Below are 13,455 nucleotides of genomic sequence, written 5' to 3'. Positions count from 1 at the left end.
ACCTCCGTTCGGAAATGAACAAACCAGAACTCGAAACCCGGAACGCAAAACACACTGGGCACACGCCGATGATGCAGCAGTACCTGCGCATCAAGGCGGACTATCCGCACATGCTGGTGTTCTACCGCATGGGGGATTTTTATGAATTGTTTTACGACGACGCGGAAAAAGCGGCGCGGCTTCTCGACATCACGCTCACCAGCCGCGGCGAATCGGCGGGGAGCCCGGTGAAGATGGCCGGCGTCCCTTATCATTCGCTGGAGCAATATCTCGCCAGGCTCATCAAGCTGGGCGAATCGGTGGCCATCTGCGAGCAGATCGGCGACCCGGCGCAAGCCAAGGGACCGGTCGAACGCAAAGTCATGCGCATCATCACACCGGGAACGCTCACCGATTCGGGCCTGCTCGACGAAAAGCGCGACAATCTTTTGCTGGCCATTGCTCCACAACCAAAGATGTTGGGACTGGCGTGGCTTAATCTCGCCGCGGGCCGCTTGCGCGTACTGGAAATTCCCGAGAGCCAGCTCGCCTCCGAACTGGAACGCCTGCAGCCTTCCGAGATTCTGCTGCCCGATGGTTTTTCGCATCCGCTGCTTGAAAACTGCGGCCTCGCTGTAAAGCGACTCGCGCCGTGGCAATTCGATTTCGACACGGCTACACGCAATCTTTGCAAGCAATTCGGCACTCGCGATTTGAGCGGTTTCGGCTGCGACGGACTGCACGCAAGCGTTGCCTCCGCCGGCGCGCTGCTTGAATACGCGAGAACCGCCCAAGGCACGGCCATTACGCATGTCAACGCCATCCAAGTCGAACACCGCGATGATTTCGTGCGCATGGATGCCTCGACCCGCCGCAATCTGGAAATTTCCGAGACCATTCGCGGCGAATCTGCGCCGACGCTGCTTTCGCTGCTTGACACCTGCGCCACGGGGATGGGCAGCCGCCTGCTGCGCCACTGGCTGCACCATCCGCTGCGCAATCCTGAAACCATCAAATTGCGTTTGCAGGCCGTGTCCTCACTACTCGGTGACGCCATCTACCGCAACGCTCACAAAATATTGAGGAATTGCGCCGACATCGAGCGCATTACTTCGCGCATCGCGCTCAAAAGCGCCCGTCCGCGCGACCTTTCCGGCCTGCGCGACAGCCTGAAGCAGCTGCCGAAACTGCAAGAGCGTATTGCTTCTCTCTCCAGCCCGCGCCTTGCGGAGCTTTCGATGGCGCTTAACGTGCCTGAAGCGCTGGCGAGTCTTTTGCAGCGCGCGCTGCAAGCCGAACCCTCGGCAATGCTGCGGGACGGCGGCGTAATTGCCGACGGCTATGACACAGAGCTCGATGAGCTGCGCGCCATTTCAAACAACTGCGGCGAGTTCCTGATGCAGCTCGAAGCGCGCGAGCGGAGCCGCACCGGCTTGAGCACGCTGAAAGTGGAATACAACAAGGTGCACGGCTTTTACATCGAGGTTTCGCGCGTGCAGGCGGAGCGCGTGCCCGACGATTACCGCCGCCGCCAGACCATGAAAAACGCCGAGCGCTTTATCACTCCGGAACTGAAGAGCTTCGAGGACAAGGCGCTTTCCGCCGCCGAGCGGGCATTGGCGCGGGAAAAGCAGCTTTACGACGCATTGCTGGACGCGCTGGCTCCCTCCATTTCCACTTTGCAAAGCGTGGCCGCCGCGGTCGCTGAATTAGATGTACTGGCCGCCTTTGCCGAACGCGCGGCAAGCCTCAACTACACCCTGCCTGAATTCAGCGAAGAGCCCGGAATTCTCATCGAGGACGGCCGCCATCCGGTGGTGGAAAAGCAGGTCGAGCACTTCATCGCCAACAGCACCGGGCTTTCGCGCAACCGGCAAATGCTCCTGATTACCGGCCCCAACATGGGCGGCAAATCCACTTACATGCGCCAGGCCGCGTTGATTGTATTGCTCGCCCACTGCGGCTCGTTCGTGCCGGCGAAAAGCGCGGTCATCACCCCGATCGATCAAATCTTCACGCGCATAGGCAGCTCTGACGATCTTGCCGGCGGGCGCTCCACCTTCATGGTGGAAATGACCGAAGCGGCGAATATTCTGCATCATGCGTCCGAGCACAGCCTGGTGCTGGTGGATGAAATCGGCCGCGGCACTTCGACTTTTGATGGACTTGCACTGGCGTGGGCCATTGCCGCGCATCTGCTGGAAAAAAACCGCTCTTTTACTCTTTTCGCCACGCACTATTTCGAGCTCACTCGCCTTGCCCAGCATTACCCGCAAGTCGCCAATGTGCATCTCGATGCCATCGAGCACCGCGACCACATCGTTTTTCTGCACGCGGTCGAGGAAGGTCCGGCCAGCCAAAGTTACGGCCTGCAAGTGGCGCAACTTGCCGGCGTGCCGAATACTGTAATCAAATCAGCGAAAAAATACTTGTTGCAGCTTGAACAACAAGGTGTGGGCAAAGATGCGCAAGGCGATTTATTCGCGTCTCGACCGCAAGCGGAAACCCATGCGCCAGAACATCCCGCCTGGCAGCTGCTGCGAGAAATTGACCCCGATCAACTCAGTCCGAAACAAGCGCTGGAACTCGTTTATAAGATCAGAAAGAAACTGGACGAGTAATATCTTAATGATAATGCCCGCCCTCGCCGTGCACGTGGCCGTGAGTGATTTCTTCCTGGGTGACGACGCGCACCTCGGTGACGGTGCAGGAAAAATTGAGGGTTTGCCCGGCAAGCGGGTGGTTAGCATCCACCACCACCTTAGCGCATTTCACGAAACTTGAAATGGTTTTGACAGAACGGTAATCTGTAACCATGAAAAAAACTTTTCTCGGCGGCCTGTCGCCGCAACAATTCCTGCGCCGGCATTGGCAAAAGCAACCGCTGCTGATCAAAAATGCGTTCCCGGGTTTCAAGGATCTGCTCACGCGGGAACAGCTGTTTGAATTGGCTTGCCGCGATGACGTGCAAGCGCGGCAGGTGATGCAAAAACGCAACACCTGGGAAGTATTTCACGGCCCGTTTGCCGCAAAGGATTTCCGCAAGCTGCCCAAATGCAACTGGACCCTGCTGGTGCAAGGAGTCAATCATTTTCTGCCACAAGCGCAACGCCTCTTGCTGCAATTCAATTTTATTCCCTACGCACGGTTGGACGATTTGATGGTGAGCTATGCGCCGCCGGGCGGCGGCGTGGGCCCGCATTTCGATTCCTACGATGTGTTTCTGCTGCAAGGCGGAGGCCGCAGGCTTTGGCAAATCAGCGCGCAAAAAGATCTGCAGCTGATAGAAAACGCCCCGCTGAAAATCCTGAAAAAATTCAACGCTGAACAGGAATGGCTGGTGGAAGCGGGCGACATGTTGTATCTGCCGCCGCAATACGCGCACAACGGCGCGGCGCTGGATGATTGCATGACTTATTCCATCGGCTTTCGCGCGCCTTCCGCACAGGAGCTTGCCGTCCAGTTTCTGCTTTACCTGCAGGATCATCTGCATTTCGACGGCATGTACTGCGATCCCGGCCTGCGGCCGCAGCTTCGGCCGGCGCAAATCAGCGAAGCTATGCTGCGCAAGGCAGCGTACCTGCTGAAGCAAATAAAATGGAGCGGGCGCGAAGTCGAGCTTTTTTTTGGGCAATACCTCACCGAGCCCAAGCCGCACGTCATTTTCGAACCTCCCAAACGGCCGCTGGCTTTCGGGGATTTCGTGCGTCATATCACATCCAGGGGGGCGCATCTTGATCTGAAAAGCCGGATGCTGGTTCACCGCAACAGGGTTTTTATGAACGGGGAAACTTATGAATTTAAAGGCAACGGCTTCCGTAGCCTTGCCGCGCTTGCCGACGCGCGTGAGCTTGCAACGCGTGCCGTTCTCGACGGTAAAGTGCGGAACCTGCTTTACCAATGGTATGCCGCAGGCTATATTAAAATTGGCTGTACTCCTTGAATTTGCTGGACTTGAGCCATGGAAAACACCGCTGCGCCGCAACAGGAAAAATTCGACAGCCAAGCGGGCTACGAAGACGCGGTAGACGCGGTCATCGCCAAAGCGAAGAAGCGCATCCGCATTTTCGACAAGCAGGCGAGTCCTGCTTTCAATTCGGTCAAACGCTATGAGTTGCTGCGAAATTTCCTGCTGGCAAGCCGCGACAACCGCTTGTACATCGTGCTGCACGACGCGGGATTTCTGACTGCGAACTGCCCGCGAATGCTGCTGCTGCTCAGGCATTTCAGCCACGGCATCGCCATCCATGAAACCCAGCAGCACGCCAAGCATGTTTACGACCCGTTTACGGTCATTGACGACAGCCATTACGCGCACCGCTTTCATCATGAAAATGTGCGTGGCTTGATGGCGTTCAACGATTCCGCCGGGGCGCATGAGTTCAATGACCGTTTCGACGAAATCTGGGAGGCGTCTTTCCTGGCCGTTTCCGCCACCACCTTGGGTCTGCGCTGATTCCCCTAAACCGTCGCATGCACGTTGAAAATTTGTTAAAATTACGACTCGGGCGTTGCAACGTTTGTTGGGCGGCCGATTGCTGAATTGCTTTTAGATCCTAAACATTTGCTTAAGGAAAGTTATAAATGAAACATTCGCTCCTTGTTGTTGCCCTTCTGGTACTGGGCCTGACCGCTTGCGGCAAGAAAGAAGAAGCCGCCAAACCCGCTCCGGCTCCCGCCCCGGCTGCGGCTCCAGCGCCCGCTCCCGCTGCTGATGCGGCCAAACCCGCCGAAGCAGCCAAAGCCGATAAGAAGAAAGACGAAGAAAAGAAGTAGTTCTTTCACGGCAATGAAAAAACCGGCGTTCGCGCCGGCTTTTTTTGGCCTCAAGTCTTAGGAACCTCTGATTAAGTCCCGCGCGTAGCGCGTTGCAGGCGAGGGGCGGCCAGATGCTAGGCGCAAGGGCGCAGCGCTATCAGGCCATAACACAAGCCCGAGCCGCCTTCATCCTATCCTTCTCGACCCTCACCTCTATCCTCTCCCAGAGGGAGAGGAGACAAAAGCCCTCTCCCCCTCTGGGGGAGAGATGGAGAGAGGGTTGGGGGGAGAAGGAACGAACGCCCCCTCTCCCGCTTGCGGGAGAGGGATGGGGTGAGGGTTTGCCGCAGATGGCCGCCCAGTCGCCGCAACCCGAAGGGACGGGGGCTGCCGCGACACGGTGAGCGAAGCTTGGGGTGCGGGAGCGGCAGCATGAGCGCCCCGTTTAACGTGGTCTCTTGCGGCAGCATGCGCCCCTTCCCGCTCCATGCTGCGCGAGTCCGAGTCCGGGGCGCCCGGCCCCATGGCTTTGTTGTTCGTCGCTGGTTTGGCCTCCACCAATGGCACTCCTCACGCCTCACCCTGTGTCCGGATTGCACACCGTCGCGCACGCGATGGATTTAATCAGAGGTTCCTTACACAATCTCGCGCCAAGCGAACCCCTCCTGCTGGTCCGCCACGCCAATCCAGTCCGGCTTGCAGTTCATCACGCCCGAAAGCGCGGCTCGCGCCAGCTCGGGAGTGTTGTTGTTCCGACTCAAATGCGCGGCAATGAGGTGCTGCAGGCGACTGCCATCAAGGCTCGCCAGGAGTCTGGCCGAAGCGTCGTTGGATAAATGGCCAAAGCGCCCGGCAATCCGCTGCTTCAGCGGCGGCGGGTAGCTTCCGTTCATGAGCATCTCAAGGTCGTGATTGCATTCCAGCACCAGAGCGTCACAGCCGCTTAATACCGCTTCGATATGGGGGGTGGAAGAGCCGCTGTCGGTGAGCACGCCGAGCCGCCTGGCGCCGTCGCCGAACACAAACTGCGCCGGCTCGCGCGCGTCATGCGGCACCGGATAGGGCTGAAGCGTAACGTCGCCGATGCTGAAGAACTGGTGGCTGTCGATGTAGTTGGCCTCCAGGGCGGCAAATTCGCTCTGAAACTCGCTGGCGGTGCCGAAAGTCAGCCACACCGGCAAATTGAACTTGCGCGCGAATTTGGCCACCCCGCCGCAATGATCCGCGTGCTCATGGGTAACCACGATACCGTCAAGCTGCTCGGGGGCGAGCCCCAACCGGGAAAGCCGGACGATGGTTTCGTTAACGCCGAAACCGCAATCCAGCATCACCCTGGTGCGCTTGACTTCGACCACCAGGGCGTTCCCCTGGCTGCCGCTGCCGAGGGAGGCGAAGCGCATTATTAGTAAGGAGTGAAGCGTGAGGAGTGAGGGGTATAAAACCTCACTCTAGCCACCAGCGGCATTGGATTTACACTCCTCACCCCTTACTCCTCACCCCTCACGAATTACTTCAGTTGTTCATACAGTAAGGTCAAAATCCGCGTGGCGGTTTCGGACCTTTCCGGCTGACCGTCCTTGTTCAGCACATTGACCTGGCTTTGCTCGCCGGCCTCCTGCACCACGATGCGGTAGCGCTCGTTCTTGGGAATTTTTTTCTCATCCGACTTCCAGAACACCAGTTTATCAAGCCACCCCTTTTTCTGCTTGTCGGTGACCTCCGGGTCGGCGTAGCGCACGAAATAAAGCCCTTGCGAGCGGTCGCGGTCTTCCACGGTAAAACCGACGCGATCCAGCGCCAGGCCGATGCGCCGCCAAGCACGGTCAAAGCTGTCGTTGAGCGAAAGCGCGCCGCTGCCGTCGGGTTTTTTGGTGAACGTCGCACGAATAAGGTCGGGCGCCGATTCCGCTATTTGAGTTTTGGCTTGGGCTTCCTGGCTGCCGAAGCGCACCATCAGCCTGGAGAGCATCTCCGTTTCGAATTCAGGATCATCCTTGGGCTGCCATACCGTATGGTCCTTGCCTTCGGTGTCGAACACTTCAACCATGCCGCGATGGCTGATATAAATTTCGGTGGTGTCGAGCTCGGCACCGCGCTCAAGGCGGGTGCGGAATTTGTCGCGCAGCGATGTTGATCTAATAGTATTGATTACCTTATTGAGCAAACCGCGTATCCCCCCTTCCGGCACTCTCTCGCGGTGCTCAGCCCAATCGGTTTCCATTACGCCGGCTTCAGGCATTTCCGTTTTGAGCACATAGCCGTTGTCCAGCCAGAACTGCCTGACCACGGGCCAAATCGTTTCCGGTTTGGCGGGCACCACCAGCCAGCGCTGCCCGCCCGCGCGCTCGATGCGCACCTCTTCAAACGTGGGCAGGACGTTCGCCGAACCTGGAGCAACCTGCGTAGCCTTGCCCTTGCTGAAATCGGAAAAAGTAGCACTGCCCTGCGCACTGGTTGCAACGTTGCGCTCGTCTTTGCCGGGTGAGGTGAGATCCGGCGGCATCTCCAGCGGCTTCACTTCCTGTGCGGATTTATAGCGGTCCTTGCCGCCAAACAGCATCTGGCAGCCGCTCAAGACAAACGCAACCGCCACCAGCAAGCCTACCAGCCTCAAAATGCGCATCACATTTTCCTTTTTTGCATTGCTTGCTAAACCCTGATACCGGCCTGGCGCATGGCGTTTCTTACCGTCTCGTGATAGACGCCCGCTAACGGGGTGAGCGGCAGGCGGATGCCCGGCGCAATGAGGCCCATTTGCGCCACCGCCCATTTCACCGGAATGGGGTTCGCCTCGACAAATAAATTCTTGTGCAAATCGAATAGCTTGTTGTTGATGCTGCGCGCCGTCGCCAGATCGCCCTTGAACGCCGCCACGCACATCTCATGCATGAATTTCGGCGCGACATTGGCGGTGACCGAAATCGTGCCGTGCGCGCCAAGCAGTATGAGCGGCAAGGCGCTCGCGTCATCGCCGCTGTAAACGGCGAAATCCGAAGGTACGCCGCGCAGCAAGTCCGTGCCGCGCTCCATGTTGCCCGTCGCGTCCTTGATACCGACGATATTCGGCACCTGCGCCAACCTCAATACGGTTGGATTGAGCAAATCACAAGATGTTCTGCCGGGGACGTTGTAGAGGATTTGCGGAATGTCCACGCTTTCCGCGATGGTCTTGAAATGCCGGTACAACCCTTCCTGGGCCGGCTTGTTGTAATACGGCACCACCGACAGGCTGTAATCCGCGCCGACTTTTTTCGCGTATTGAGTGAGTTCAATCGCTTCGGAAGTGGAATTGGCGCCGGTGCCGGCAATCACCGGGACGCGTTTTTTGGCCTGCTCGACCACCACACGGATAAGCTCACAATGCTCCTCGACATCCACCGTCGGTGATTCGCCGGTGGTGCCCACCACCACGATGCCATCGGTGCCTTCGCGCACCTGCCAGTCCACCAGCGCGCGCAGCCGCGGAAAATCGAGTTTACCGTCCTCCAGCATCGGGGTGACAATCGCCACCAGACTGCCTTTGAGCATTATTCTGTCCAAATAAAACCGGTATTTTACCTTAAATCACAGCGGGCACATCAGGCGTTTCCACGCTTGGCGCAGATGCGCTGCACCATCGCTGGCTTGGGATGATCAACATAAACATCTTCATAGGCAATCACGCGTAATCGGCCGCGCACCACTTCCAGCAATTCCCCGGGTTTTAACAAAAAATCCGGATTGCTCGGCTTGCCAAAGCGCTCGTTGCCCACGGCGAAAGTTTCATAAATCAATACGCCGCCCTCTTTCAATGCTTGCAGCAAATGCGGAAACAGCGGTCGGTGCAGGAAATTGGCGGCGATAATGCCCTCGAACTTCACATCGTGGTAAGGCCAAGGCCCGCTTTCCAAATCGGCTTGCTTCACGTGCACGCCTTGAATTCCGGCGAGGCTTGCAATCGCCTCGGCATCGTTATCCACCGCCTCGACCTGGAAACCCAGGCCGGCAAGATGGCGCGCGTGCCGGCCCGAGCCGCACGCGACATCCAGCACCTTGCCGCCTGCCGGAATCAGCGAAGCAAAACGGGACACCCATTCGGACGGAGCTGTCAATTCATGCTGCGCTTGCATTGGGCTTCACTCTTCACCAAAATTCAGATGATGAAAGATACCACAAGCAAACTTCCTGGCGCATGGGTGGCCGACCTTGCCTGGCCGGAAGTCGAGGCGCGGATTCAATCCGGCGCAATCGCGATTCTGCCGGTGGGCGCAGCGGCGAAAGAGCACGGCAGGCATTTGCCGCTCAACACCGATCAACTGCAAGCGGAATGGCTGGCTACGCGCCTCATCGAAAAGGCCAACGTGCTGGTGTGGCCGACACTGACTTACGGCCATTATCCAGCCTTCACCGATTATCCCGGCAGCTGTAGCCTGTCCGCGCAAACGTTTGCAAAACTTGTGGAAGAAACTTTGGTTTGCATCCTCAATGCCGGCGCGAAGCAGGTGTTAATTCTCAATACCGGGATCAGCACCATTAAGCCGATCGAGCGCACGGTGATGAAACAAAAACGCGCAAAACTCGCCAACGCCTATCAAGGCCCGCGCTACCTGAAAGCGGAAAAAAAAATCAAGCAGCAGCCTCATGGCAGTCATGCCGACGAGCTGGAAACCTCCGTTATGCTCGCCATCGCGCCGGAGAAAGTCGACATGAGCAAAGCCGCGCCTTGGGCCAAACGGGAAATGCAGCCCGGCAAACTGGTTAAAAACGATCCATCCCACCCTAATTATTCGCCGGACGGCGTCTATGGCGACCCAATGCTCGCCACGCGCGAAAAAGGTGAGCGCCTGCTCGCCGCGATGCTCGAAGATGTTCTGGATGCGATTGCGAAATGTGATTAGTGCTCGATCGGCAATTTCTGATCATTCCAGGCCAGCATCCCGCCTCGCATGTTGGAAACCTGCTCAAAACCCAGGCTGGTGAGTATCGCCGCCGCGGTGCTACTGCGCACCCCGGCGCGGCAAATGGCGATGATATGTTTGTTTTTGTAGGCGTCCAACTCCGTTGAGCGATTCGCAAGGTCTTTCAGCGGTAGCAGCATGCTCCCCGGGATGTGCCCCAACTCGCCGGAGTATTCATTCGGCTCGCGCACATCGAGAACCAGCGGCGGTGAATCGCTGTTAACCAGCGCCTGCACTTCTGCTGGCGCAAGCTGCCGCACCTGATTGAGTTCTGCCATGCTGGGAAAGGCAACGCGATCGTCATCGAGCGCGGTTTGGTTGGGCTGCAGCACTTCCTGGATTTTGGTTGGCAAAGGCAGCCCGAGTTTTGCCATTAGTTCCACATACTCGGTTCTGGAGCGGTTGGCAATGCGGGGATTCAAGCGCTTCTCTTCGCCGATGGTGGATCGAGTGTTGCCGCGGTAGTCATGCGCGGGAAACACCAGGGTGTCCTCCGGCAAAGTAAACAGCTTTTGGGTAATGCTATCGTACTGCGTCCCGGCATCGCCGCCGGTGAAATCAGCGCGCCCAGTACCGCGAATCAGCAGCGTATCGCCGGTAAAAACCTTGCCGTCCAGGTCCAGATAAAGACTCATGCCATCGGGAGTATGGCCCGGCGTTGCCAATACTTGCAGCCTGATTTCTCCCACAGAAATGGCCTGGCCATCTTTGACATGCATATCGACATGCGGTGCAGGTGCGTTGCGGTGCATGACGACTTTTGCGCCGGTGAGTTCTTTCAGCTCAAACACCGCGGTACGGTGGTCGGCATGCGTGTGCGTATCTACCACCAGCTCAAGGGAACAGCCGTAATACGCCAGCGCCGCCAGGTAGCGGTCGGTCTTCTCCCGGATGGGATCAATCAACAGTGCTTTGCGGGTTTTTTCACAGGCCAGCAAATAGGTTTTGCATTTGCCTTGATTAAGTTCGCGAAACAGCATGTCGTCCCCGCTAGAGTTACTTTATTATAGGTCGCGGGTTGCCGTTCAGCCTTTGCTGAAGACGAACTTGCCACCCTTGCAATCCACTTTGACGGTGTCCTTGGCGGCAAACCGGCCTTCGAGGAGCGCCGATGCCAGCGGGTTTTCGATTTGCGCCTGGATCGCGCGCTTCAAGGGGCGCGCGCCGTACACCGGATCAAATCCGGCTTTGGCGAGCTCATCCAGCGCCGCATCGCCGACCTGGAGCCGGATATCCACTTGCGCCAGCCGCTTCTCCAGATAGCCTAACTGAATCTTCGCAATCGCCCTAATGTTCTTTTCATCCAGTGCGTGGAACACCACCATTTCATCAATGCGGTTGATGAATTCCGGACGGAAATAGGCCTTCACCTCGCCCAGCACCGCGAGCTTGATGACCTGGTAGTCGTCGCCCGCCATCTGCTGAATCATCTGCGAGCCGAGGTTGGAGGTCATGACGATGACCGTATTCTTGAAATCCACGGTGCGCCCCTGGCCGTCGGTCATACGCCCGTCGTCGAGCACCTGCAGCAGCACATTGAACACATCCTGATGCGCTTTTTCCACTTCGTCGAGCAGAATCACCGAATAAGGCTTGCGCCGCACCGCCTCGGTGAGATAGCCGCCCTCTTCATAGCCGACATAGCCGGGCGGCGCGCCGATCAGCCGCGCCACCGAATGCTTCTCCATGAATTCAGACATATCGATGCGAATCAGATGGTCTTCCGAATCAAACAGGAATTCGGCGAGCGCCTTGCAAAGCTCGGTCTTGCCCACGCCGGTCGGGCCCAGGAACAGGAATGAACCGTAAGGCCGCTTCGGATCGGCCAGCCCGGCGCGCGAGCGGCGTATCGCGTCCGACACCAGGCGCACCGCTTCATCCTGCCCCACCACGCGGCTATGCAGCTTTTGCTCCATGTGCAGCAGTTTTTCGCGCTCGCCCTGCATCATTTTCGAGACAGGAATTCCGGTTGCGCGCGAGACCACTTCGGCGATTTCCTCCGCGCCGACCTGGGTGCGCAGCAGTTTGTGCTTCACTTGCTGCGTGCCCACCTTGTCGGCCTGCTTCGACTGCGCTTCGAGCTGAGGCATGCGCCCATATTGCAATTCTGAAACTTTCTGCCAGTCGCCCTTGCGCTTGGCGGCTTCCATTTCGATTTTGACCTTGTCGAGTTCTTCCTTGATGTGCTGTGCGCCCTGAACCTGCGCTTTTTCCGCTTTCCAGACATCTTCAAGGTCGGCGTATTCGCGTTCGAGCTTCTTGATTTCGCCTTCCAACAGCGCAAGGCGCTTCCGCGAGGCTTCGTCTTTTTCCTTCTTCATCGCCTCGCGCTCGATTTTCAGTTGAATCAAGCGCCGCTCTAGCTTGTCCAACGCCTCCGGCTTGGAGTCGATCTCCATCTTGATGCGCGCCGCCGCTTCGTCCATCAGATCAATCGCCTTGTCGGGAAGAAAACGGTCGGTGATGTAGCGGTGCGAAAGCTCCGCCGCGGCGACGATGGCCGGGTCGGTGATTTCCACGCCGTGATGCAATTCGTATTTTTCCTGCAGGCCGCGCAGGATAGCAATGGTGTCTTCCACCGTCGGCTCATCCACCAGCACTTTCTGGAAGCGCCGCTCCAGCGCCGCGTCCTTTTCTATGTGCTTGCGGTATTCGTCGAGCGTGGTCGCGCCCACGCAATGCAGCTCGCCGCGCGCTAGCGCCGGTTTCAGCATGTTGCCGGCGTCTATCGCGCCTTCCGCCTTGCCCGCGCCGACCATGGTGTGCAACTCGTCGATAAATACAATGGTCTGGCCCTCGTCTTTGGCGAGTTCCTTCAGCACAGTTTTCAGCCGCTCTTCGAATTCGCCGCGGTATTTCGCGCCGGCAAGCAGCGCCGCCATGTCGAGCAAGAGCACGCGCTTGTTCTTGAGCGTCTCCGGCACTTCGCCGTTGACGATGCGCTGCGCCAGGCCTTCGACAATCGCGGTCTTGCCCACTCCCGGCTCGCCGATTAATACCGGATTGTTCTTGGTGCGCCGCTGCAAGACCTGGATGGTGCGGCGGATTTCGTCGTCGCGCCCGATGACGGGATCGAGCTTGCCCATGCGCGCCCGCTCGGTAAGATCGAGCGTGTACTTTTTGAGCGCTTCGCGGCTCCCTTCCGCTTCGGAACTGGCCACGTTCTCCCCGCCGCGCACTGCACTAATCGCCTGTTCCAGATGCTTGCGGTCCGCGCCATGCTGCTTGAACAGCCGGCCGGTTTCGCCCTTGTCCGAGAGCAGCGCCAGCAGAAATAGCTCGGAGGCGATGAACTGGTCGCCGTGCTTCTGCGCTTCCTTGTCGGTAAGGTTAAGGAGATTCGCCAGATCACGCGAGACGCTGATTTCGCCGGCATTGCCTTCGACCTTGGTCAGGCTTTCTATGCTTTTCTTGAGCGCGGTCCGCAGCGGCGGCACATTGACTCCGGCCCGCCCGAGGAGCGAACCGGTCCCGCCGTCCTCCTGGTCGAGCAGCGCCAGCAGCAGATGCTGCGGCTCGATAGACGGGTTATCATGCCCGACGGCGTTGCTCTGCGCGTCGGACAGTGCCTGCTGGAACTTGGTGGTAAATTTGTCAAAACGCATTTCTAGTCCATATATTCCATATATTAATTAACAGAGTGTTGAAGAACTCCACGGGGCTGCGGCGTCGGCTTTCCGGGATGGGATGCGCGAAGCGAGCCGCGTCGAATAGCCGTTGCATATTCGCAAGGCGAGCGACAAAGCAGACCGCCCGGAAAGCCACGCCCCATCCGGGTTTG

General features: G+C 58.2%; 11 protein-coding genes and 1 pseudogene. 5 read left to right on the top strand and 7 right to left on the bottom strand.

What is annotated here, in order from left to right; translation table 11 throughout:
- Nucleotides 1-14 precede the first annotated feature (14 nt).
- Nucleotides 15-2,600, top strand: coding sequence for a DNA mismatch repair protein MutS (mutS, locus tag VHE58_09655; protein HVS27539.1), 2,586 nt, complete (start codon nucleotides 15-17; stop codon nucleotides 2,598-2,600).
- 4 nt (nucleotides 2,601-2,604) lie between these two features.
- On the opposite strand, the pseudogene VHE58_09650 reads toward mutS, so the two are convergent.
- Nucleotides 2,605-2,742, bottom strand: a pseudogene (locus tag VHE58_09650) (peptidylprolyl isomerase).
- Nucleotides 2,743-2,794: 52 nt separating this feature from the next.
- Here VHE58_09650 and VHE58_09645 point away from each other — a divergent pair.
- The 3 genes from VHE58_09645 (at nucleotide 2,795) to VHE58_09635 (ending at nucleotide 4,755) form a co-directional block, all read left to right on the top strand.
- A complete protein-coding gene (locus VHE58_09645) occupies nucleotides 2,795-3,922 on the top strand; it encodes a cupin domain-containing protein (protein ID HVS27538.1) in 1,128 nt (375 codons plus the stop codon).
- Nucleotides 3,923-3,940: 18 nt separating this feature from the next.
- A complete protein-coding gene (locus tag VHE58_09640) occupies nucleotides 3,941-4,435 on the top strand; it encodes a hypothetical protein (protein ID HVS27537.1) in 495 nt (164 codons plus the stop codon).
- A gap of 128 nt (nucleotides 4,436-4,563) precedes the next feature.
- Complete coding sequence (locus tag VHE58_09635; GenBank protein ID HVS27536.1) at nucleotides 4,564-4,755, top strand: hypothetical protein; 192 nt, start codon at nucleotides 4,564-4,566, stop codon at nucleotides 4,753-4,755.
- Between the two features lie 617 nt (nucleotides 4,756-5,372).
- On the opposite strand, the gene VHE58_09630 is transcribed toward VHE58_09635, so the two are convergent.
- From VHE58_09630 to VHE58_09615, 4 genes are all read right to left on the bottom strand, one after another.
- Nucleotides 5,373-6,137, bottom strand: a complete 765-nt coding sequence (locus VHE58_09630) for an MBL fold metallo-hydrolase (GenBank protein HVS27535.1) — start codon at nucleotides 6,135-6,137, stop codon at nucleotides 5,373-5,375.
- 107 nt (nucleotides 6,138-6,244) lie between these two features.
- Nucleotides 6,245-7,360, bottom strand: a complete 1,116-nt coding sequence (bamC, locus tag VHE58_09625; protein ID HVS27534.1) for an outer membrane protein assembly factor BamC — start codon at nucleotides 7,358-7,360, stop codon at nucleotides 6,245-6,247.
- Between the two features lie 26 nt (nucleotides 7,361-7,386).
- Nucleotides 7,387-8,265, bottom strand: coding sequence for a 4-hydroxy-tetrahydrodipicolinate synthase (dapA, locus tag VHE58_09620; GenBank protein HVS27533.1), 879 nt, complete (start codon nucleotides 8,263-8,265; stop codon nucleotides 7,387-7,389).
- A gap of 50 nt (nucleotides 8,266-8,315) precedes the next feature.
- Nucleotides 8,316-8,846 carry a class I SAM-dependent methyltransferase gene (locus VHE58_09615; protein ID HVS27532.1) on the bottom strand — a complete coding sequence of 177 codons (531 nt, stop codon included), beginning with the start codon at nucleotides 8,844-8,846 and terminating at the stop codon, nucleotides 8,316-8,318.
- Between VHE58_09615 and VHE58_09610 the strand changes: the two genes are divergently transcribed.
- Nucleotides 8,832-9,614, top strand: coding sequence for a creatininase family protein (locus tag VHE58_09610; protein ID HVS27531.1), 783 nt, complete (start codon nucleotides 8,832-8,834; stop codon nucleotides 9,612-9,614). The two genes, VHE58_09615 and VHE58_09610, sit on opposite strands and share 15 nt — an antisense overlap.
- Here the strand turns inward: VHE58_09610 and VHE58_09605 are convergent.
- Both VHE58_09605 and clpB read right to left on the bottom strand, forming a co-directional pair.
- Complete coding sequence (locus tag VHE58_09605; protein HVS27530.1) at nucleotides 9,611-10,654, bottom strand: MBL fold metallo-hydrolase; 1,044 nt, start codon at nucleotides 10,652-10,654, stop codon at nucleotides 9,611-9,613. The two genes, VHE58_09610 and VHE58_09605, sit on opposite strands and share 4 nt — an antisense overlap.
- A 45-nt stretch (nucleotides 10,655-10,699) precedes the next feature.
- Nucleotides 10,700-13,279 carry an ATP-dependent chaperone ClpB gene (gene clpB / locus VHE58_09600; GenBank protein ID HVS27529.1) on the bottom strand — a complete coding sequence of 860 codons (2,580 nt, stop codon included), beginning with the start codon at nucleotides 13,277-13,279 and terminating at the stop codon, nucleotides 10,700-10,702.
- Nucleotides 13,280-13,455: the final 176 nt, after the last annotated feature.

The organism is Burkholderiales bacterium, from assembly GCA_035543335.1.
Lineage (GTDB): Bacteria > Pseudomonadota > Gammaproteobacteria > Burkholderiales > JAHFRG01 > JAHFRG01.
Note: the sequence above shows the minus strand (reverse complement) of the source record. Positions and strands in the feature narration are given on the sequence as shown.

Coding starts and splice junctions, on each gene's coding strand:
- mutS (HVS27539.1), top strand. CDS start 15: ATGAACAAACCAGAACTCGAAACCCGGAACGCAAAACACACTGGGCAC.
- VHE58_09645 (HVS27538.1), top strand. CDS start 2,795: ATGAAAAAAACTTTTCTCGGCGGCCTGTCGCCGCAACAATTCCTGCGC.
- VHE58_09640 (HVS27537.1), top strand. CDS start 3,941: ATGGAAAACACCGCTGCGCCGCAACAGGAAAAATTCGACAGCCAAGCG.
- VHE58_09635 (HVS27536.1), top strand. CDS start 4,564: ATGAAACATTCGCTCCTTGTTGTTGCCCTTCTGGTACTGGGCCTGACC.
- VHE58_09630 (HVS27535.1), bottom strand. CDS start 6,137: ATGCGCTTCGCCTCCCTCGGCAGCGGCAGCCAGGGGAACGCCCTGGTG.
- bamC (HVS27534.1), bottom strand. CDS start 7,360: ATGCGCATTTTGAGGCTGGTAGGCTTGCTGGTGGCGGTTGCGTTTGTC.
- dapA (HVS27533.1), bottom strand. CDS start 8,265: ATGCTCAAAGGCAGTCTGGTGGCGATTGTCACCCCGATGCTGGAGGAC.
- VHE58_09610 (HVS27531.1), top strand. CDS start 8,832: ATGCTGCGCTTGCATTGGGCTTCACTCTTCACCAAAATTCAGATGATG.
- VHE58_09615 (HVS27532.1), bottom strand. CDS start 8,846: ATGCAAGCGCAGCATGAATTGACAGCTCCGTCCGAATGGGTGTCCCGT.
- VHE58_09605 (HVS27530.1), bottom strand. CDS start 10,654: ATGCTGTTTCGCGAACTTAATCAAGGCAAATGCAAAACCTATTTGCTG.
- clpB (HVS27529.1), bottom strand. CDS start 13,279: ATGCGTTTTGACAAATTTACCACCAAGTTCCAGCAGGCACTGTCCGAC.